Source organism: Ureibacillus sp. FSL K6-8385, from assembly GCF_038593155.1.
GTDB lineage: Bacteria > Bacillota > Bacilli > Bacillales_A > Planococcaceae > Ureibacillus > Ureibacillus terrenus.
The window spans coordinates 2613931-2634684 of record NZ_CP151968.1; the positions used below are offsets into that span (position 1 = coordinate 2613931).

Annotated in this window: 18 protein-coding genes and 1 riboswitch; of the genes, 3 read left to right on the plus strand and 15 right to left on the minus strand. The window is 42.3% G+C overall.

Annotated features, from left to right (window positions below; all coding sequences use genetic code 11):
* Positions 1 to 53: 53 nt before the first annotated feature.
* From cwlD to NST62_RS13000, 3 genes are all read right to left on the minus strand, one after another.
* On the minus strand, positions 54 to 767 hold the full coding sequence (cwlD, locus tag NST62_RS12990) for an N-acetylmuramoyl-L-alanine amidase CwlD (protein ID WP_141603215.1): 714 nt from the start codon (positions 765 to 767) through the stop codon (positions 54 to 56).
* Positions 768 to 989: 222 nt separating this feature from the next.
* Positions 990 to 2804, minus strand: a complete 1815-nt coding sequence (locus NST62_RS12995) for an ABC transporter ATP-binding protein (protein WP_141603214.1) — start codon at positions 2802 to 2804, stop codon at positions 990 to 992.
* Complete coding sequence (locus NST62_RS13000) at positions 2797 to 4536, minus strand: ABC transporter ATP-binding protein (protein ID WP_141603213.1); 1740 nt, start codon at positions 4534 to 4536, stop codon at positions 2797 to 2799. Before NST62_RS13000 ends, NST62_RS12995 begins: the two co-directional genes overlap by 8 nt.
* Before the next feature lie 223 nt (positions 4537 to 4759).
* Positions 4760 to 4937, plus strand: a riboswitch (cobalamin riboswitch).
* A gap of 99 nt (positions 4938 to 5036) precedes the next feature.
* On the opposite strand from NST62_RS13000, the gene cobT reads away from it, so the two are divergent.
* Entirely contained in the window at positions 5037 to 6107 is a 1071-nt protein-coding gene (gene cobT, locus NST62_RS13005; protein WP_141603212.1) for a nicotinate-nucleotide--dimethylbenzimidazole phosphoribosyltransferase, read from the plus strand.
* Between the two features lie 72 nt (positions 6108 to 6179).
* Here cobT and NST62_RS13010 read toward each other — a convergent pair whose 3' ends face one another.
* The 6 genes from NST62_RS13010 to NST62_RS13035 all read right to left on the minus strand — a co-directional run bounded on the left by NST62_RS13010 (position 6180) and on the right by NST62_RS13035 (position 11744).
* Entirely contained in the window at positions 6180 to 7238 is a 1059-nt protein-coding gene (locus tag NST62_RS13010; protein WP_328215834.1) for a sorbosone dehydrogenase family protein, read from the minus strand.
* Between the two features lie 242 nt (positions 7239 to 7480).
* Positions 7481 to 8317: a cobalamin-binding protein gene (locus tag NST62_RS13015; RefSeq protein WP_141603210.1), complete on the minus strand. Its 837-nt coding sequence runs from the start codon at positions 8315 to 8317 to the stop codon at positions 7481 to 7483.
* Positions 8318 to 8524: 207 nt separating this feature from the next.
* Positions 8525 to 9289, minus strand: a complete 765-nt coding sequence (locus NST62_RS13020; protein ID WP_141603209.1) for an ABC transporter permease — start codon at positions 9287 to 9289, stop codon at positions 8525 to 8527.
* Between the two features lie 5 nt (positions 9290 to 9294).
* Complete coding sequence (locus NST62_RS13025) at positions 9295 to 10257, minus strand: ABC transporter substrate-binding protein (RefSeq protein ID WP_141603208.1); 963 nt, start codon at positions 10255 to 10257, stop codon at positions 9295 to 9297.
* Between the two features lie 32 nt (positions 10258 to 10289).
* Positions 10290 to 11081, minus strand: coding sequence for an ABC transporter ATP-binding protein (locus NST62_RS13030; RefSeq protein ID WP_328215836.1), 792 nt, complete (start codon positions 11079 to 11081; stop codon positions 10290 to 10292).
* Positions 11082 to 11294: 213 nt separating this feature from the next.
* The gene (locus tag NST62_RS13035) at positions 11295 to 11744 is read right to left on the minus strand and encodes a helix-turn-helix domain-containing protein (RefSeq protein WP_141603207.1); all 450 of its coding nucleotides are present in this window, start codon (positions 11742 to 11744) and stop codon (positions 11295 to 11297) included.
* A gap of 132 nt (positions 11745 to 11876) precedes the next feature.
* On the opposite strand from NST62_RS13035, the gene NST62_RS13040 reads away from it, so the two are divergent.
* Together NST62_RS13040 and NST62_RS13045 are read left to right on the plus strand one after the other, a co-directional pair.
* On the plus strand, positions 11877 to 12410 hold the full coding sequence (locus tag NST62_RS13040; protein WP_141603206.1) for a DUF4242 domain-containing protein: 534 nt from the start codon (positions 11877 to 11879) through the stop codon (positions 12408 to 12410).
* 183 nt (positions 12411 to 12593) lie between these two features.
* Positions 12594 to 13649 carry an acyl-CoA dehydrogenase family protein gene (locus NST62_RS13045; RefSeq protein ID WP_342462967.1) on the plus strand — a complete coding sequence of 352 codons (1056 nt, stop codon included), beginning with the start codon at positions 12594 to 12596 and terminating at the stop codon, positions 13647 to 13649.
* Positions 13650 to 13682: 33 nt separating this feature from the next.
* Here the strand turns inward: NST62_RS13045 and NST62_RS13050 are convergent, their stop codons facing one another.
* The 6 genes from NST62_RS13050 to hypF are packed head-to-tail and all read right to left on the minus strand — an operon-like array spanning position 13683 to position 20744.
* Positions 13683 to 14330, minus strand: coding sequence for an ATP-binding cassette domain-containing protein (locus NST62_RS13050; RefSeq protein ID WP_246045895.1), 648 nt, complete (start codon positions 14328 to 14330; stop codon positions 13683 to 13685).
* On the minus strand, positions 14299 to 15279 hold the full coding sequence (locus NST62_RS13055; RefSeq protein WP_328219897.1) for an ABC transporter ATP-binding protein: 981 nt from the start codon (positions 15277 to 15279) through the stop codon (positions 14299 to 14301). Before NST62_RS13055 ends, NST62_RS13050 begins: the two co-directional genes overlap by 32 nt.
* A gap of 16 nt (positions 15280 to 15295) precedes the next feature.
* Positions 15296 to 16132: an ABC transporter permease gene (locus tag NST62_RS13060; RefSeq protein WP_141603203.1), complete on the minus strand. Its 837-nt coding sequence runs from the start codon at positions 16130 to 16132 to the stop codon at positions 15296 to 15298.
* Positions 16129 to 17139, minus strand: a complete 1011-nt coding sequence (locus NST62_RS13065) for an ABC transporter permease (RefSeq protein WP_141603202.1) — start codon at positions 17137 to 17139, stop codon at positions 16129 to 16131. Before NST62_RS13065 ends, NST62_RS13060 begins: the two co-directional genes overlap by 4 nt.
* Before the next feature lie 5 nt (positions 17140 to 17144).
* Entirely contained in the window at positions 17145 to 18716 is a 1572-nt protein-coding gene (locus NST62_RS13070) for an ABC transporter substrate-binding protein (protein WP_141603221.1), read from the minus strand.
* Positions 18717 to 18755: 39 nt separating this feature from the next.
* A complete protein-coding gene (hypF, locus tag NST62_RS13075; RefSeq protein ID WP_342462968.1) occupies positions 18756 to 20744 on the minus strand; it encodes a carbamoyltransferase HypF in 1989 nt (662 codons plus the stop codon).
* Positions 20745 to 20754: the final 10 nt, after the last annotated feature.

Here is a 20754-nt window from a genome sequence, read left to right on the forward strand (position 1 = left end):
ATTGTCCATTAATAGCCATATTTAAACTGCTTTCATTTTATCATTGCTGTTGCTTATTCAATCTCCATATTAACGTAGTTTTCAATACCTTTTACAATCGCGTCCGCCATTTTTTCCTGGTATTTTTCATCAGTCAGCAAGGCCCTTTCCTCAGGGTTGCTTAAAAATCCCGTTTCCACAAGAACGGCAGGTGCTTCCGCTTTTTTCAACAAGTAAATTTGTTTGATTGCTAAAGCTTCCCGATCGGTATTCTTCAGCTTTTCTTTTATTGAAGATTGGATGGCTTTTGCAAGCAGTTCGCTATTCGGATGCCCTTCTTTATGATAAAAAACTTGCGCGCCCCTCCACTTTTCTCCGGGAATTGCATTCGCATGAATCGTGATGAAAATATCCGGATTATTTTCTTTCACAATTTCTTCCCGCAAAAAGATGTCCTGTTTTTTTCTTTCTCTTAAAGTGGCAAATTCTTCACCTGGTGCATGTTCAGAGAGTACATCGCCATCCGTTGTTCTTGTCATCACCACTTCAGCACCCAAACGTTTTAAATTTCTTTCCACCTTTTTTGCAATCGCCAGTGTAATATCTTTTTCCACCACATTTTCCGCCGATGCTCCCCCATCAATTCCTCCATGGCCCGCATCGATGACGACTTTTACCCCTGCCAACGGTTCAGGGAGGAAAAACCTGTTATCCGATGCGCTTGTCTCATAAATCACCACTAATAAACAACAGAGCAAAATGACAATTAGTGCAAGCCATCGTTTCAAATCTACTACACCGCCTTTTGCAACCTTTTGCACTACTATACGCAGGAAAGAATGCTTGTATGAGTAAAGAATGTTGATAACTTTCCGAGAAAAAAACTTAAGAATCGACTTGGGGAGAAACTTCTTGTTTGGCGATTTAATTGAAAGAATTCTCTTATTCCAATCGAATCCGGGATTTTACCTTAAAAAAACTGCCCCAAAATATATCGGGACAGTCCCTTTCTAAATCTCTGCGCCTTGATAATATTCTTTCTGCAACTTGGCGTAAAATCCATCGAGTGCCATTAGCGAATCGTGGTTTCCTTGTTCCACAATTTTTCCTTCTTTAATGACTAATATTTGATCCGCATTTTCAATGGTTTTTAACCGATGGGCAATAACAAAACTTGTCCGGCCCTTCATGAGATTATTTAACCCTTTTTGAATATGCACTTCCGTCATGGTATCTACGTTTGAAGTCGCTTCATCCAAAATTAAAATATCCGGATCTTTTAATATGGCACGGGCAATGGCAATCAGTTGCCGCTGACCTTGGCTCAAATTTTTTCCTCCCGATTCTATCATCGTTTCATACTGATTCGGCAAATACTTGATAAAGGAATGGGCATAAGCAATTTTCGCCGCTTTTTCCACTTCCTCATCGGTCGCATCAAGTTTTCCGAATCGAATGTTTTCTCTGACGGTTCCTGAAAATAAATATGTGTCCTGCAGCACGACACCGATGGAATCCCGCAGGTGTTCCAGAGAGTAATACTGGATATTTTTTCCATCAATCAAAATTTCGCCGCTTGTCGCGTCATAAAAACGGCTTAATAACTGTACAATCGTTGTCTTGCCCGAACCGGTCGGGCCCACCAGAGCCACAACTTCTCCCGCACGCGCTTTAAAAGAAATATTTTTTAATACCGGCTGATTTTTTACATACTCAAAACATACATTCCGAAATTCAACATTTCCTTCCAACGGCTTTCTTGGAAGGGAGTTAGGGGAAATCATGATTTCAATCCGCTCATCTAATACCTCAAATACCCGTTCTGCTCCGGCGATGGCCGATTGAAAGGTATTTAATAAGTTTGAAAGTTGGTTAATCGGCCGGAAAAACTGTCTTGCGTAGGTTAAAAAAGATGTGATGACGCCTACCGTCACAAGGGAATGAACGGCCATCACCGCGCCGACGCCTATAATGATTCCTTGTCCAAGGTTGTTGATCAAGTTATTTGTCGGACCTAATAAACCGGATACAATTTCCGATTGCATTGCGGAATGGCGCAGCCTTTCGTTGGCTTCTTTAAACCGCTCAATGGTTTGTTGCTCCCGTCCAAACAATGTCACAATTTCAGAATTGGAAATCGTTTCTTCGATATATCCATTCAAGTTTCCCAAATCCCGCTGACGATTCCGGTAATTCACGCTGCTGCGTTTGATAATTTGTTTTGTTGACCACACAATCAGCGGAACAACAAAAAGGGTGACAACCGCCAAAACCCAATTTAAATAGAGCATGGCAAGGGCGGTGCCAACAAGAGAGAGGATGGACGATACAATTTGAATGACGCTTTGGGAAAGGGCAAAATTCAAATTATCGATATCATTCGTCATTCTGCTCATCAAGTCGCCCTGCTGCTTTTGATCGAAGTATGGAATCGGCAATAACTGCAGCTTTTCGAACAGTTCGAGCCTCAAATTTTGAATCGTTTTGAGCGAGGCTCTGATCATGATAAACGTTTGCAGCCAAGTTAAAAGGGAGGATGCAATGAATACGGCTGCAAGCAACACTGCCATCCGGATCGTTCCTTTGATGTCAAGAGGCAAAATATAATGGTCGATAATGAATCCAATCATAAAAGGGCCCAGTATATTTAATACAGATGTAACGATTACCAGGAGGATGACGCTGATTACACTTATTCTTTGCTTTTTTAAATAACTCCAAATCCGTTTAAGAGCAGCCTTTTGATTTTTTGCTTTGGCAGCCGGACCTCTGCCACGGCCCGGACCTCCTCCTCTGCCGGAAATGGATTCCTGCAATCTATTCATTCAGCACACCCCCCTTTTCAGCTTGAGATGCCATAATTTCTTGATAGTGGACACTTGTTTTTAATAATTCTTCATGGGTCCCTTGTGCAACAAGCCGGCCGTCCTCCAGAACGAGAATCAAATCTGCATCTTTAATGGAAGAAATTTTAGATGCCACAATAAACTTCGTGCTTCCCTTGAGTGCTTTCTTCATATTGCTTTGAATCATCTTTTCGGTAATGCTGTCCACTGCCGATGTTGTATCATCCAAAACCAAAATCTTCGGCTTTCGTATTAATGCCCGGCTCATCGCCAACCGTTGTTTTTGCCCGCCGGATAAATTTGTCGCCCCTTGGGTTAATACATGTTGTTCTTTTTTATCCAATTTTTCTACAAATTCATAGGCATCCGAAGCGGCCAGCGCTTCCCGGATCTCCTCTTTTGTCGCATCCATCTTTCCGTATTTCAAGTTTTCTTCAATCGTTGTCGAAAACAGTGCGGCCTTTTGAGGCGCGAAAGCCATGGCGCCTCTGAGGGTCTCCAGGTCGTATTGCCGGATCGGAATGCCGTCTATATAAATTGTTCCTTCATCCACATCCATCAAGCGGGCAAGCAGTTTCATTAATGTGGATTTACCGCTGCCGGTCATGCCGATGATTCCGACAGTGCTTCCCGCTTTTGCTTCAAAGGAGATGTTTTTCAACACCGGTTCCACATGTTTGTTATAAGAAAAACTCACATTCTCGAACTTCACATCTCCCCGTATTTCTTTTTTCACAGGCTGATCCGCATTCGTAATCTCAGGCAGTTCCTCCAACACGACTACAACCCGTTCCGCGCTTGGAATCGCCCGGGCAATTTGGATCAGAACATTGCTGGAACTCATCAGGCCGTTCATAATCATCATTAAATAGTTGATAAATGCGACAATCACCCCGACTTCCATCACACCCGCTTCCACCTTTATGCCACCGAGGGCAAGAGCCAATACGATTCCTGCATTCACTACAAACTGGGTGATCGGCATAAGAGCGGCAATCACTTGTTCGGCGGTCATATTCCGCATGGTTAACGCTTGGTTGATTCCGGCAAATTGCTCCACTTGGTGCCGCATACAGTTAAAGGCCTTAATAACGCGGATGCCTGCCAAATTTTCCTGCACCCGTATATTGATTTGATCAATAGCTTCCTGTACTTTTCGGAACAGCGAAATCGACAGTTTAATAAACAGATATAAACAGATGATCAATACAGGAACGACGAAAAACAACACTGAAAATAACTCTCTTGCCGTAATGAACACCACAATCACGGCCCCGACAAACATCAAAGGCCCCCGGACAAAAATTTTCAGCAGCATGTTCAACGCCCGCTGCAGCATTTCAATATCATTGGTCAAGTTGGTAATCAGTTTCCCCAACGTAAACCGATCCTTATTGGTGTTTGAAAAATAAGTAATGGTTTCATATAAATCCTCCCGGACATCGGACGCAAAATTTACCGCCGCTTTTGAGCTGAAATAGGAACAGCCGGCCCCACCCAGCCATCCGATTATTGCGCATGCCATCATGGCAGCAAACATCGCAATGATGTGCGGGGTATCATTCGCCGCGATTCCTTCATCGATGATTTTTTGTATAATTGTCGGCTGGATCAAATCCATCACGACTTCCAGCACCATAAGAATCGGGGCAAGAATAGCGAAATGCTTATAAGGCTTTAAATATTTTGAAAGCTTCCATGCAGCCCGCATTTTATAACTCCTTTTCTAATCCATCAAATCGCAATCATTGTATACATTTGTATACAAAATTATTAACTGCATTGTATACAATTGTATATTTTATCGTCAAGCCAAACTTCCAAACTCGATCCGCTAAGCACATTCCTATTTCGACATTAGCATTCCTCTTCAGACAATTGACTCCGAAAAATCTTGACGAAAACATATTTTCATCTTACATTTATAAAAAACAGAATATTTACAGCAATTAGGTGCCCGTCGTGACGGGAGAATAGGGAATAAAGTGAGAATCTTTAGCGGACCCACCACTGTATTGGGGAGCAATATGGAAAATGCCACTGGGAAACCGGGAAGGCCCATATTTGCGATGAACCTGAGCCAGGAGACCTGCCTAATTGCTTTAAACATACAGTACGATGGTAAAGTCTGTAGTTTATTTGGCATGCCAATAAACTGCAGACTTTTATTATTTTAATATAACATTGATACTAATGATGGGGGAGATTGGAATGGAACTATTGCAAGCGACCTTGGAAAGCATCACGGAAGCAAACAAAGAAATGATGGAAAAGGCAAAAGAAAAAGTTGATTCTCTTTGCAAACCTTTAGGCAGTTTAGGAAAATTGGAGAAAATCGCGATACAGCTTGCCGGTATTACAGAGAAACTTGAACTCGACGTATCCAACAAAGCGGTCATTGCATTGGCCGCGGACCACGGGGTGTATGAAGAAAACGTATCCAACAATCCTCAATTTGTAACGGTAATGCAGGCCATTGGCTTTGCCAAAGGTTTTACGGGAGTTTGTGCCATTGCAAGAGCGGCGGGAGCAAAAGTGGTTTCCGTCGATGTGGGAATCAAGGAAGATTTGCCGGAAAGTTCAGGGGTCATCAATAAAAAAGTAAGATACGGTACTGCCAATATGGCCAAAGGGCCGGCCATGTCACGGGAAGAAGCCATACGGGCAATTGAAGCGGGAATCGAAGTGGCCAATGAACAAGTAAAACAAGGTGTTAACGTATTGGCAACCGGCGAAATGGGCATCTGCAATACAACCGCCAGCAGCGCCGTCTTGGCCGCGCTTTTCAAGTATGATCCTGCTGAAGTAACCGGAATGGGGGCGGGGGTGGATAGCCTCCAACATAAAATTGATGTGATTCGCAGGGCAATCGAAATCAACAAACCAGACCCTGAAGATCCGATTGACGTTTTGGCAAAAGTCGGGGGACTGGAATTGGGCGGAATGGCAGGAGTTGTCCTAGGCGCGGCAGCCAACCGGGTGCCTGTCGTAATTGACGGTTTCATTTCCACGGTTTCCGCATTAATCGCTTATAAATTGGAGCCAAAGGTAAAAGATTACATTATTCCGTCCCATTTGTCCGAAGAACCCGGTGCAAAAATCGCAAGCGAATTATTGGGAGTAGAACCGATGCTGAACATGAATATGAGACTTGGCGAAGGTTCCGGGGCTGCCCTTGCTTTCCCGATTCTCGACGCTGCATGCTCGATGATCAATACAATGACAACCCTTGAACAATCCGGGGAATATATGCAAAAAGTGATGGCCGATCAAATAGTCTAAGATTCTTTTCTATATAGAAAAAGGCTGTTTAAGAAGCTTGCCGCTTTCTAAACAGCCTTTTTATGTTCATTTTTATTCTGATAAGGAAAGACGGTATATTTTATCATCATTCTCCCTTGGACTTCCCCGTCCATCGGTATTATTGGTAATGAAATAGAGGAAATCCCCTTCAATATACACATCGCGGATTCTCCCAAAACCGGCAATGACTTCTTTTACTGTTCCTTCTTTTAAATCAAATTCCAACACGGCTTCCCCTCTTAATGCTGCAACATACAACTTCCCTTCCTTATAGGCCATTCCGGATGGCGCCCATGTCCGTCCTGAACCGGATGTAAACAGCGGCGACACCAATCCTTTCCTCTTATCGTTTCCTTCGATGTCCGGCCAACCATAATTTTTTCCCGGTTCAATCCGGTTAATTTCATCATTGGCGCTGTTGCCATGTTCGCTTGCATACATCGTTCCTTCCGGAGACCAGGACAAACCTTGAGGATTCCGGTGGCCATAACTATATACATAAGAGTTGGGGAATGGGTTATCTGCAGGAACGGAACCATCCAAATTGAGCCTTAAAATCTTTCCGCCCAATGAATATACATTCTGGGCTACAGACGGCCTCAATGCATCTCCCGCAGTGGCATAAAGTTTGCCATCCGGGCCAATTTTCAACCTTCCGCCATGATGGACCGGGCCGCTCGGTATCCGGTCGAGCAATACCCCTTTCTCAACCCATATATCACTTTCCAATCTTAAACGGACAATGCGATTATATTGTCCGTTTTCATCTGTGTAAGTGTAGTACGCAAATGCCTCATGGGACCTATCAAAATCCGGAGCCAGAACAAATCCCAGGAATCCGGCTTCCGCAGCTTTTGCAAGAGGCTTCTCCAATTGAACGGACTGTCTTGCCGCTTGCCCATCCTCAATTTTCACTATATTTCCCACTCGTTCCGAAAGATAAAAAGCTTCCCCCGCTTTTTCAATGGACCATGGAATTTCAAGGCCTGTTGCGATAATTTCAAGATCATCTTTAGAGGTTTTGGCTGTTTGGGGAACGGGAGGTTCGGACGAACAAGCGGTTAATAAGATGATTCCAAAGAAAACGGCCAAGGCTTTTATCAGCTCCATCTCCTTTGCCTCCCCTCTTAGTGGTTTATTTGCGTCATACCCTGAAAAACCGATTTTAAAACTAAAGTAATCGAAATTCTTCCGGTCCAACGTATGCGGGGAGGGCAACTGCACATGTGACGAATCTTTGGAGCCTTTTCCGTACAAAAGAGATTTTTCAGCTATTACCCTATCCATTCATCTATCAAAAAAGAGCGAATTGCATCCATCCGCTTTCAAACGAAGTACCTTTGCAGATTATATTATGAAGATTTTCTTTCTTCTTTCATCACCAATAACGGGTCCTTTCCATCATAGGGAGGATAGATTTGCGGGTGTAAAATGGCCGCCAGCTTGGTTAATCCCTGCAATAGTTTGAGGGAAGGGCGGCAGAATAGCGCCTCCTCTAAGATATGGAACTCATTATTTTGTATCGCTTTTATTTCCTGGATACCCGGGCGTTTGAAGATGACTTTCGGGTTGATTTTTCCGGTTTGCACCCCCACCCAGGCAACACAAAAGACATCCGGGTTCCTTCTTTTCACTTCCTCCCAATCCGTCTGTACATTTGCCTCCCGGAAATCCTCAAAGATATTTCTTCCTCCGGCTAGTTCAGCCAGTTCCGTCAGCCAATTGGATGCTCCTGGAGTGAAAATCGGCTTTGCCCACCATTCAAAATAAACATTTTTGGGATGCTCCACTTGTTTGGATAAATTCCGGTATTTCTCGAGATGTTCTTCAAATACACGATAGATTCTCTTCGCTTCATCCAGTGTATTCGTCACTTCTCCGACAAATAATAAGCATTCCCCGACTTCGGCAAGCGTCTTTGGATTCGGCACAATGACATAAGGAATATTCCGTTTTTCCAATTCTTCAATGTTCCTTTCCATCCCTGGCACGGAAAGGGAAGCCAATACCAAATCCGGTTCAAGCTTCTCCACCTGATCCATATCAATATTCAAATCTCCGCCCAATCTCGGCAATTGTTCAATTTCTTCCGGCCAATCGGAATAATCATCCACCCCTACCAATGAAGAAGTCAATCCTAAATAGCCAGCCAGCTCGGTGTTGCTCGGACAAATGGAAATCAGTTTCATTTCTATCCCCCTTTTAATGGCGAAGTGAAAAATATCTTCATTAATTTTTCGTCAAATTTCCGGAAACCCCTTCAGAATCGCCCATGATTTTTAATATCCAAAACAAAAAAGCCAAATTTCCTTGCAATCATTCAGGAAATTCGGCTTTTTTCTATACTTTCCATAATTCATTTCCAATGAATCAACAGGAGTCCGATTTCAGCACCATCAAGCGCTTTGTCTTCCCCAAATGCGGTTGATCCAGCTTTCAAATAAGCCGACCAATTTATCCAAAATCAACCCGGCGATTCCGATAAATATAATTCCGGCCATTACCAAATCCAATCTCATGGAATTTCTTGCATCTACAATCAAATATCCCAAACCTGATTGAGAACCGACCATTTCCCCGGACACTAAAAAGATCCATGCCGTCCCCACGGCAATGTGAAGACCGTTTGCTATATACGGAAACACAGCCGGTAAAATGATTTTCCGCAAAAGTTCCAACTTCTTGATGCCAAAGTTTTGGGCAACTTTAATATACGTATTTTCCACTTTCCGGACAGCCGAGACGGTGGATAATAGCACAGGGAAAAAGGCGGCAATAAAGATAATCACGATTGCCGGGATATCCCCGATTCCGAACCAAAGGACAATAAAGGGAGACCAGGCGATAGGGGAAACAGGGCGCAATACTTGCACAATGGGATCGATGACGCCCCACAATAACGGGATTCTCCCCAGGATCAATCCAAGCGCAATGGCGACAATCACCGCTGAAAGGTAACCGGTAATGAAACGCGACAAACTCACTTGTAAATGAGTCAATAATGTACCATCACTGATTAAGGTTAGAATTCCTTCCCATACCTTTGATGGAGGCGGAAACAGGGCGGATTCATAACCACCGACTTCAGCAATGAATTGCCAAATGACTATTAAAATAGTAAATCCTATGCCCGCATTTATTAGGAACTTTGAATTCTTCATCATTATCACTTCGCTTTTTCTATCAAGGAATGATCTACAAAATCTTCATATGCAGGAGGACTTTCGAACAGTCCCATCTCAACCAGATTGGATGCCAACTCTTCATAATCTTCCCGATTAATTTTTAAATCATCATATGAAATCCATTCTAAAGACAAATCAAGAACATTTTGATCCACTTTCATGTAATTCAATAACATGTCCTTCACTTGTGCATCTTTTTGTTCAGCGAAATGCCCCGCCTCAATGTAGTAATTCACAAATTCTTGGGCAAGTTCTTTTTCTTTTTCAATGAATTCACTGCGCAACACTAAAGAACAGTCAATGGAATTTTCCCAAATATCCTTATCCTGATATAGCACCTTTCCTTTTTCAAGAGACACAGATACCGCACCAAAAGGCTCCGCTACCACATAACCGGAAATTCTTCCTTCCGAAAGGGCTGCCGGCATTTCGGCTGGAGGCAATTCAACGACATTCACATCTTCATATTTCAAGCCGTTTTGTTTTAGCAATTGGTAAAGCAATACATTTTGAGTCGAGAATTTATGCGGAATTGCAAAGCTTTTTCCTTTTAAATCCGCAACATTGCTAATATCTTTAGAAACCACGACTACGTTGCCATCGCGGTGTCCTAATGCAACGGCATTTACATCGATTCCTTGTTCTTTCGCTTTCATTGCAAGAGTAATTAACATGGAAGCCCCGTCAATGCGGCCCGTATTCAATGCATCTGAAAGCTCAGTCCATGAACCGAACTTGATCAATTCCAAATCAAAATTTTCATATTTCCCGAGTTCTTTTTCAACGAACAATGGCACTGCATGAGTAATTGGCAAATAGCCGATTTTGATTGTCCGCTTTTCATTTCCGCCGCTCTTTTCTTCTTCGCTGCCATTGCATGCCGCTAAACTTAGAAGAAAAAGAATGGCAAGAATAAACAGAAACCCTCTTTTCACTTTTTTCATCCATACCACCCAACCTATTATTTTCTTTATTGCTAGATATTGAATTCCAATAAATTTCCAGGTCTATTAAAATGAAACTCTTTAAAAATAATGTTCCGATAATGCTGGAAATCTCCGTCGCTTCGATCCCGGGGTTTCGTCAAATGGATTTTGATTTCCCGATGGATTCTGCCAGGATTTGGATGCATGATAAAAATTCTGTCAGAAAGATAGATCGCTTCATCGATATCATGAGTAACCAGAATCATTGTTGTTTTCTCCTGCTCCTGGATGCGAAGCAACTCATTTTGCAAATAATATCGATTAAACGTATCCAAAGCGGCAAAAGGTTCGTCCAATAAAATGAGTTCAGGCTGTATCGCCAACGCCCTGGCAATTCCTACCCTTTGCTGCATCCCGCCTGAAAGTTCATGGGGAAACATATTTTCTTTTCCGCTTAAACCGACTAATTGAATATAATTCAATGCCCTTTCTTTTCTTTCTTTCCGATTCTTAATGTTTTTTTCAAGGCCAAGCTCCACATTCTTCAAAACCGTACGCCAAGGAAGCAATCCATAATTTTGAAACAGCATGATGCATTTGCGATTCGGCTCATTTACTTTCGAACCATCCAACAATACATCTCCGCCGGTAGCCTTTTCAAAGCCGCCAATAATATTTAACAAAGTACTTTTTCCGCATCCGCTTTCCCCTAGAATCGAGATGATTTCTCCCTTTTGAACTGTAAAAGTGATGTCTTTTAATACTTGGATATCTTGATTATTCTTTTTGTAATTTTTGCTTACTTGGCGCACTTGAATCATAGCCGGTTGTTCCAGGACCATCCCATCCACCTCCCATCACCAAACTCATAAATACATATCAGATTACTTATATTTTAATAATTTGAGGTTATTTTATTATACTTTGTTTTATTTTTCAACTATCTAGAAAAATTTTAAAAGGAAAAATTAAAAAAGCTGACAGATTGATAGGAAACTCCTGCACTTGGTACAAGTGTCCGCCTATGCCTATCAATTGGTCAGCTTCTTTCCATATTATTTACTTTCAATCTCTTCACCAATTGGAACGACAGCAATTCTCTTTACCCGTTCCCCGGTCTTCTTGGAGTAATAGCCAATCTCCACCTCATCGCCCGTTTCTGCATCAATAATTTTCTTATAACATTTTTTTAAATGCTTGCTCCCCCAAATTATCAAAGCATTAAATACATCTTCCAATTCTTTTCCGCTTTCCGTCAACTTGTAGCAATAGCGGGGAGGATGCTCCGAATATAGTTCCGTTTCCACTAATCCATGCTGTTCCAAATATTTCAATCTCTCGGATAACAGATTGGAGGAAATGCCTTTTAAAGATTTTTTTATTTCATTAAACAGTGTGTGACCCACCAATATTTCGTGGATAATGAGCAAGGTCCAGCGATCCCCGATGATGTTTAATGATTGCGCGATATTGCAAGGAATATCATATCGAGTTTTTGTTTCCATCTTACTTAATACCTCCGTATTTTCATCTTAACACAAAAATAATTTTATATACAAAGTTGATTTTTTTAACTAAGTATAATAATATAACCTTAACAGGTCGGAAAAATATAATTTAAGTGAGGGGTAAATAAAATGAGTTTATATTTAGTTGAATCTTCTTTAAATGGCATCGTAACTTCAAAGGAACAATTACATGAAACTACAAATTCTTTACAAGATAAGTTGGCAGAAAAGAGCGCATCATTGATTGAAATTCAAGTATCAAAAGATTTTTCCCGCGCGTTCTTTATCTTTGAGAGCAATCAACGCAATGACATTACAGAAGTATTAAGAGAATTTTCCATTCCGGTACAGCTGATCAAACAAGTCCGTCTAGTCGGCAAAGATTTGGAAGAAGTTAAGAAAAGCAATGAAGTTGTCAATTATCTTGTAGAATGGAACATTCCAGAAAATATTACTATGGAGCAGTACCTTGAAAGAAAAAAGAAAAATTCTGTCCATTATCAAGAAGTGCCCGAAGTAAAATTCTCAAGAACTTACGTATGCGAAGATATGACAAAATGCTTATGCTTCTATGATGCACCGGATGAAGAAGCTGTAAAACGTGCCCGTCAAGCTGTACAAACACCAATCGATTCTATTACGGAAATTTTGCCTAACGAATAAACTCCTTCTTCTCGGATAGCTAAACCGATTATTGGTTTAGCTATCTTTTTTAATTTGTAGTTGTCTTTTTATACAAAGTATAATAAAATAACCTTAAACATACTAAACTAGTCAGATTTATTAGTTTTATTATAATTTATTTTTCAAAATAAATAAATCTAAAGTGTTGTTGAGGTGAATCCGGTGAAAAGCAGTTTAGTGGAGAAACCGTTGCTGGAAAACATCATTTCGGAAAAATTGAAGCCTTTTGTTAAGAAGATTGATTCGGAAGCTTATTATGCCCGCGATTATTTGCTGCAACTGGGGAAGGAAGGTTTTTTTAATTCAGAAGGCCGATCCGAAGCAGAGTATCTTTTAAAAGAAATGCAGCTGGTGGAAGAGACTGCGAAAGTATGCATGACAACAGCCTTTTGCCTCTGGTGCCATTTAGCGGGGCTGACTTATGTACGTAAAACAAAAAATTATGAATTAAAAAATAAATTACTGCCTTTAATGGAAAATGGACAAACTTTGGCTGCAACCGGCCTATCAAATCCAATGAAATATTATGCCGGCCTTGAAAAATTGCATTTGCGCGCGGAAGAAACAGATGGGGGCTACATTCTTTCCGGAGTGCTTCCCGCTGTCTCCAATTTGGCGGATTCCCATTGGTTCGGAACCATTGCCAGCGTGAATGAAAATAGACGGGTAATGTTTCTTGTTCCATGCAATATAAAGGGACTAAAATGGAAAGAAAAGGCGGGCTTCTTAGGGGTAAACGGCAGTGCCACTTACTCCTGCCAATTTGATCAGGTGTTTATTCCACATAATTTGGTGTTAGCTGAAGATGCCGACGAGTTTGTTGAAGAAATCCGTCCTACTTTTATTCTCTATCAAATTCCATTGGGTATCGGCGTAACAAAAGCTTCCCTCGAGTCCATTCATAAAGTGAAATCAAGACAAAACGGCTGCAATCAATTCCTTCAAAAGCAAGCCGATGACATTGATGAAGCCATTCAACAAATCGAAGAAAAAATCGGCGAACTCTTTTCGGTAGAGTCTGTAAATTGGAAAGAAATTGCTAAAATCCGCCTAGAAACGGCTTATTTAACGTTGGAGGCAACACAGACGAGCATGCTTCATAACGGAAGTGCCGGATATTTGCAATATTGCGATCCATCCCGCAGACTGCGTGAAGCTTATTTCTATGCGAATTTGACACCGACGATCAAACATTTGGAAAAAGTGCTCTCCTTCTAAATCTTTTCGTCCAAAGCAAAAGCTGCCCGAACATTAATTTGTGATATTCGGACAGCTTTTCAATTTATTAAAATCAATTAAACGGTCACTGATTTTTTCAAGCAGCGGAATATGATGGCTGATGGCCAACACCCCGATATTCCGCTCTTTCACAAGTTTGATGAAGGCATGCCAAATTTGCGCCTGTGTGAGGGCATCAAACATGGAGGTGATTTCATCCGCCACAATATACCGGGTGTTTGGTCCAAATGCACGGGCAATACAAAATCTTTGCAGTTCACCGCCCGAAAGCTCATGGGGTCTCCGATTGAGCCACTCCTTCTGAATGCCGAGCAAACTGAAGATTTCCTCATTCAAACCTTCTGCTTCATCAATTATTGTCGAAAGCTTCCAATTCGGATTGATGGCTTTTTCGGGATGCTGCCAAATTAATTGCACCGGATAATATTTTTCATTGTTCATTTTTTCTCCATCGATTAAGATTTCTCCTTCAGCTGGAGATAGATAATTTGCCATGATTTTTGCCAACGTCGTTTTTCCTGACCCGCTTTTCCCGTACATGCCGACGATTTCACCTTGTCCAATGGCAAGGTTGACATGTTTAAACAGCCATTTTGAACGATTATACCGAAAACTTATATTTTTCAACTCAAGCATAAAAGCACCTAACCATTTCTCCATTTCCTACTTCCCGCAGTTCCGGCTTTTCCGTCCCGCATCTTTTCGTTGCTTTTGGACAATAGGATGCAAATGAACAGCCTATGATTTCCTCGGCAGGGGAAGGCTGGGAACACTCAATCGGAACAAATCCATTTTGAGGCAATGCATTCCATAGCGCTCTCGAATATGGATGCCTAAATTTCCCGGCTTTCCTTACATTTTTTCTGTCTGCTATTTCAACGGTTTCTCCCGCATAAAATACAGCTATTTTATCTGCGATTTTCATAGCCGCTTCCAAATCATGGGTAATCATTACGATACCCCGGTTGTCATTTGCCAACATTTTCAGCTGGAATAGCAATTCATCAAGGGCTTCAGCATCCAAACCATTGGTCGGTTCATCCGCAATAATCAACTTTGCTTTACTTGCCAACGCCATGGCAATGAAAATTCTGCGGATCATCCCTCCTGATAAAGTGGACGGGATTTGATGATAGACGGCCGGGTCCAGCCCCACCTTTTGAAAAATGTCTTTGACTATTTTTTGTTTATTTTTCTGCTTAATGAAAGATTCCACCTGTTTCCCCGCTTTCATCAAAGGGTCCAAGGCGTTTGTCATTTGAGGGATGAGCAGGATGTCGTTGCCGCGAAGCCGTTTTTTTCTTTTTTCCGTCAATGGTTGATTCTCATACTTGATATTGCCTTCGATTAACGAGTTTTTCGGATGGATGCCCAAGATGGCGTCCGCCAACAAACTTTTCCCGGAACCGCTTGCGCCGACGATCGCAACCACTTCTCCTTGATGAATGTTTAAATGAAAATCCCTTATGACATGCAAATGTTCAACGTCCGATCCCTTTCCAACCCGTTCAATGGTTAATGATAAATGGTTTACCTCCAGCAAAAAATTTGACTTTATTTTTTCTATCTCTTCATTTGTTTCATCTCTAAATTTATACACAATATTCATGGATTATATCCTTTCTTTACTGAGGATTGAACATTTTCCTAAAATTGTTGCCCATTGCCTCGAACATGGCAACCATCAAAATCAGCGATAAACCGGGAAACAGTACCAGCCACCACATCCCGGCCGTCAAATATTTCATCGATTCGGCCAATATAATGCCAATGGCCGGCTGCTCCGGTGACAATCCAAATCCCAAAAAGGTAATGGCCGATTCATGCAAGATTGCATGGGGAAACAGCAATATAAAACCGACCAATAATTGGGGCAGAATTTGCGGCAGAAAATGGTTACGGACCATCCATATGCGGGACTTCCCTAATTTTTTTGAAATTTGGACGTATTCCGCCGTTTTCATTTGCATCAATTCAGCCCTCAAAACCCTTGTCAATGAAGGCCAATGGGTTAAAGCGATTCCGACGACGACGCCTTTTACCCCGCCGCCTAATACAAAAGCAATTAAAATTAAAGTGACGAGATGGGGAATGCTTAATAATAAATCAATCAAAATGGTTACCATTGCATCGAAATACTTATTGTAGGATGACAACAAACTTAAAATGAGCGCAATCAAAGTACTGATTGCAGCTGAAAACAAACCGACCCGAAAACTTAAATGAAGTCCTGACAAAGTGCGGAAAAACATGTCACGCCCGAGCCAATCCGTTCCGAAAAGATGCCTGATGGAAGGGCCGAGATTTTTTTGGCTCATATTCGCTTCAATCTGTTCTTCACCAATGAAAGATCCACCGATAACAAAAATCAGAAATAGCGAGAGCAGTCCCAGAAGCTTCAACAAAAGACCTTTCCGGGAAATCGCCATTCGGGTTCCGAAAGAAATGGAATGATATTTCATATTGCTTCACCGTTTTTCATTCTTAAGTCGATCATGGTATATAATACATCTGCCAAAAGATTTCCTATAAATACAAAAAACGTGCTGAACACAACGATTCCCATCATAAGTGGCACATCGCTGTTCAGTCCCGCCTGGACAATTGCGAGTCCTAACCCTGGATAAGAAAACACTTGCTCAGCCAAAATCGCCCCGCCAAACAATTCACCAAAGGACGCAAAGTGCACGGAGATGGCCGGAAATAACGTGTTTCGGAAAACGTGCCGTTTAAAAAGCGTGAATCCTTCTTCCCCTTTTGCCCTGGCAAACCGGATAAATTCGCTATCTAAAACGTCGATCACTTTTTGCCGCGTATGCAGCGTGATGTTGGAAACGCCGATCACGCTCAAAGTCGCCGCGGGAAGCAGTATATGTTTCAGCCGATCCAGCCATGTCACTTGTTCCGATACCACCCCGATTGGCGTCCCTAAACCAATTGGAAATAAACCAAGCCACAGGGAAAATACAATTAATAACAATATCGCAATCCAGAATGTAGGGGTCGAAGCGAGTACAAAACAATAAAGTTTGATTGCCCGATCGGCAAATGTTCCTTTGTTCATCCCCGCAATAACCCCCAATGCGTAGCCTAAGATTCCGGCCATGCTCCAAGAGAGGGCCATTAACGCAAAAGATGCCACAAATTTTTCTTGAATAATGGACAGTACATCCTGCCGGTACACCAGGGAAGTTCCTAAATCGCCTTGCAGAAACATTTTCAACCATTTGAAAAATTGCTGAAGTTTCGGTTGATTGACCCCGTAATATTCAGCAATTTCTTCTTTTTGTTCTTCACTGACAACCATCATTTCAGCGCCAAGATATGACTGGATAGGGTCCACCGGGGACAGGCTGACGAGCATGAAAGTCAGAACGACAACGGCAAATAGCAGCGTTACAAATTTCAACGTACGTTTAAGAATAAACTTGCCTATATGGAATGCCAACACTCTATGCCTTCTTTTCATGCCCGTCATTCATCCCACGTCCAATCTGCAATAAATTCCGTTACCGGCCATCCGTGACCATGGGGTTGTATTTTTTGCCCGCCAATATTCAAATGTTCATTCACAAAATATAGATGTTGCAGGTTGACCAGCCAAATCCATGGAGCATCCCCCAACGCCGAGAACCCGGTTTCTCCGTCCCATTGGGCTTTCTTCCAATATTCATTCGCTTCTTCCTGGGTTGCCGCGTGAATCGCCTGATCCATATATTGATCAACTTTTTTGTTGGAGTAATAGTTTGCATTTGAATAGCCCTGTCCACGATACTTGCTATGGTAAAGGTGATACATTTCAATCGGGTCATGGCTTCCCCAGCCCATCACCACCGGAGTGGTATGCATGACCTTTTCGATTTCATTCCAGCTTTTCCCTTCCGTCTTTACCTCAATTCCAATTTTTTTTGCCATTTGTTTAAAGGCTATGGCAAGAGATTGGCGCGTCTGGTCACTGGCAGGATAAACCAGCGCAAAACTTGCTTTTATCCCTTTTTTTTCAAAAATTCCTTCCGCATTTTTTGTCCATCCGGCATCCATTAATATTTTTTCCGCCGCTTCCGCATCGCCGTCTTCAATAATGGTATCCTCATTCCACCAAGGCAGATTGTCCGCCACAGAATAAGCGGGTGTTCCAAAACCTTCAAGGACATCTTCAACGAGCTTTTCCCTGTCGATGGCAATGTTGAGCGCTTTTCGGATGGCCGGATCGGATGTCACTTCATGTCCGATGGCAACCCCTTTTTCGGAATCATATCTAGGTTTTACAAATGGCATCATAATTCCGCGATTATCCACACTATCCAATGCAATCAACTTCATCCCCGGGATTTTTTCTTTCGCCAAATTAACGGGAACTGCCGCCATATCCACCTGTCCCGCTTTAGCTGCTAAAAATGCCGCATCCTCTGATAAAAATAGGAAAGTCAGTTTCTTAAAATAGGATTTTTTTCCATAATAATAAGGATTTTCTTCAACGATCAGCTGCTGTCCTTTATCCCATTGCACCAGCTTGTACGGTCCGGAACCTACCGGATTTTCCCGATAGTTTTCGGAATATGCGTGTTTCGGAACAATTCCCAGCATTGTCAATGTGTATAAAAATGTGGATTGGGGCTTCTCCAAAATAAATTTCACTGTATGGGAATCGAGCTTTTCCATTTTTTTTAAGTTTTGCAGGTCGACAACGGATTGGCTGTTTTTGGCTGTTTCAAAGGTAAAAATCACATCATCGATTGTCAGAGGCTCTCCATCTGAAAATTTCACATCATCGCGGATTTTGACGGTCCACTCCAGCCCGTCATCGCTGACGTTGTAGTCAACAGCCAAATCATGCTGCACATTGAAATTCCGGTCCAGTGTAAGCAGCGTGCTTTGAAACAATGGAGAACCGTATCGGCCCCAACCGGTTGTCGGGTCAAACCCATCTTCAGGTTCCGAGCCGATTGCCAATACTAAACTGTCTTTTTTCGTTCCTGTTTCTAAATCAGATGATTGGGATGTGCATGCGGCAAGAAAGAAGCATGCCGCAATCAGCATTGACATTAGCAGACTTTGATGATAAGCTCTCACCGTAATCACCTTCTAATCGTTGTTCATAGCCGACAAGATGGCTGCTTGTCCCAAGCTGATGCAGTTATCGCCCAATGGCGCTTCATCATCATAAAAAATTTCAATATTTGTGCCTTTCAATAAGTCAAAGATGTCGGAAACAATCAGACTATTATGAAATACGCCGCCGGAAAGAACAGCATAATTGGTGTCATATTCTTTGCAAAGGGCAGTAATCACATCCACTACCGCCTGCGCCAAACTGCGATGAAATCCCCTTGCAATGACAGATGGAGATGTTCCTTTGAGTCTGGATTGAATCATTTCCTCAAATAAAGGGCGATAGTCCAATTCTTCCCCAGTCCATGGGAATGGGTAGACTTCTTCCACTATCGGAGATTGGCCGGCCAAGTATTCCAAGCCGATCGCCGCTTCCCCCTCAAAGGAGTTGTCCAAATGGAAGCCTGTTAAAGCGGCCACCGCATCAAACAATCTTCCCACGGATGTGGTCGGGAATGTCCGGATGTTTTTCTCCTTAATTTTCAACGCTTTAGGGAATGGTTCAGGAAGCTGCAATCGATCGAGAAGCTCTTTGTCGAAATCGCCGATAAAGCCTGCCAATGCTTGAAGCGGAAATGTCGCCGCGGCATCTCCGCCAATCAGGGAAGCTTTTCTTAAATGGCCCCTTCTCGCAAATCCTTCCTGCACACTTCCTACAAAGATTTCTCCACCCCAAATTTCACCGTCTTCACCGTATCCCGCGCCATCGAAAATTACTCCGACAACCGGTTCGGACAATTTATTTTTCAAAGCCAAAATGGAGGCCAAGTGGGCTTTGTGGTGCTGAACAGCAACATGTCGATAGCCTTCAAGCGTTTGGGCGAATTTTGTTGTGAAATATTCCGGATGCAAATCATGTCCAATGATGGTGTCACTTAAAGCTACGCCATGATAATTTAAATAATCTTTTACTGCCCGTTCAAACTTTAGCTGTGTGCCATATTTGGACGTGTCGCCCAAGTGGTGGCTCATTATGACATGCCCATCTTTTACCAATGTAATGGTGCTTTTTAAATCTGCGCCAAGGGTTAAAATCGGTCGGGAAGAAGGCAATGTAATATTCAATAAATTATTGTATCCGCGGGATCTTCTGAAAGGCACGGCTCCAAGTTTTGTCACTTTTAATACCGTGTCATCCACGCTCCGTTCAATCTCCCGTTCGCCAATTAAAACTGCACATTGGAAATCTTCCAGCAATCTTGTTAATTGATCATCTTTATGAATCGTAGGTTCCCCAGGATAGTTGGCGCTTGTCATGACAATAAATCGAGGTGATCCAAAGTGGAACAGCAAATGCTGCAATCCTGTATAAGGCACCATAAGACCGATATCCGGATTGTTCGGTGCAATAATGGAGCTTAATTCTTCACTCTTTGATTTGGCGATGAGTATTGGACGTTTTTTCGACAATAATATTTCTTCTTCTTTTTCGGACAAATGGACAATTTCTTTGGCCGCTTCCACATCTTTTACCATAATGGCGAAGGATTTTCTTGGACGGCCCAACTTGTCCCTCATTACTTGAACCGCTTCTTTATTAAATGCGTCACAAACTAAATGATAACCACCATTGTTTTTCATCAGAAGGATTTCGCCGTTCTTTAACAGTTCTGCCACTCGCCGGAACATTTCTTCCCCTTCATAGCGTTCGCCATTGACTGTTAGATAATAGTTTGGACCGCAGTCAGGGCAGCAGTTCAATTCCGCATGATATCTTCGATTTTGTGGATCTTCATATTCTTCTTTGCAGGATGGGCATATCTCCCACTCCGCCATTGTTGTATTTTTTCGTTCGAAAGGAAGATTTGTCATTAATACATATCTTGGTCCACAGTTAGGGCAGCCGATATAAGGGTACAAATAGCGTTTGCTCGTCGGGTCAAACAATTCTCTTAAGCAATCATCGCAAATGGCTGTATCAGGCAAAAAAGTATGGGAAAGTGTACGGGATGATAATGTCAATCGGATCACT

Excerpts from the sequence above, each read along its gene's own strand:
- NST62_RS13010 (WP_328215834.1), bottom strand. The coding sequence starts at position 7,238 with ATGGAGCTGATAAAAGCCTTGGCCGTTTTCTTTGGAATCATCTTATTA.
- NST62_RS13000 (WP_141603213.1), bottom strand. The coding sequence starts at position 4,536 with ATGCGGGCTGCATGGAAGCTTTCAAAATATTTAAAGCCTTATAAGCAT.
- NST62_RS13050 (WP_246045895.1), bottom strand. The coding sequence starts at position 14,330 with ATGGAGAAATGGTTAGGTGCTTTTATGCTTGAGTTGAAAAATATAAGT.
- NST62_RS13070 (WP_141603221.1), bottom strand. The coding sequence starts at position 18,716 with ATGTCAATGCTGATTGCGGCATGCTTCTTTCTTGCCGCATGCACATCC.
- NST62_RS13020 (WP_141603209.1), bottom strand. The coding sequence starts at position 9,289 with ATGAAGAATTCAAAGTTCCTAATAAATGCGGGCATAGGATTTACTATT.
- NST62_RS12995 (WP_141603214.1), bottom strand. The coding sequence starts at position 2,804 with ATGAATAGATTGCAGGAATCCATTTCCGGCAGAGGAGGAGGTCCGGGC.
- NST62_RS13030 (WP_328215836.1), bottom strand. The coding sequence starts at position 11,081 with ATGGTCCTGGAACAACCGGCTATGATTCAAGTGCGCCAAGTAAGCAAA.
- NST62_RS13025 (WP_141603208.1), bottom strand. The coding sequence starts at position 10,257 with ATGAAAAAAGTGAAAAGAGGGTTTCTGTTTATTCTTGCCATTCTTTTT.
- NST62_RS13040 (WP_141603206.1), top strand. The coding sequence starts at position 11,877 with ATGAGTTTATATTTAGTTGAATCTTCTTTAAATGGCATCGTAACTTCA.
- NST62_RS13060 (WP_141603203.1), bottom strand. The coding sequence starts at position 16,132 with ATGAAATATCATTCCATTTCTTTCGGAACCCGAATGGCGATTTCCCGG.
- cobT (WP_141603212.1), top strand. The coding sequence starts at position 5,037 with ATGGAACTATTGCAAGCGACCTTGGAAAGCATCACGGAAGCAAACAAA.
- NST62_RS13015 (WP_141603210.1), bottom strand. The coding sequence starts at position 8,317 with ATGAAACTGATTTCCATTTGTCCGAGCAACACCGAGCTGGCTGGCTAT.
- NST62_RS13035 (WP_141603207.1), bottom strand. The coding sequence starts at position 11,744 with ATGGAAACAAAAACTCGATATGATATTCCTTGCAATATCGCGCAATCA.
- NST62_RS13055 (WP_328219897.1), bottom strand. The coding sequence starts at position 15,279 with ATGAATATTGTGTATAAATTTAGAGATGAAACAAATGAAGAGATAGAA.
- NST62_RS13065 (WP_141603202.1), bottom strand. The coding sequence starts at position 17,139 with ATGAAAAGAAGGCATAGAGTGTTGGCATTCCATATAGGCAAGTTTATT.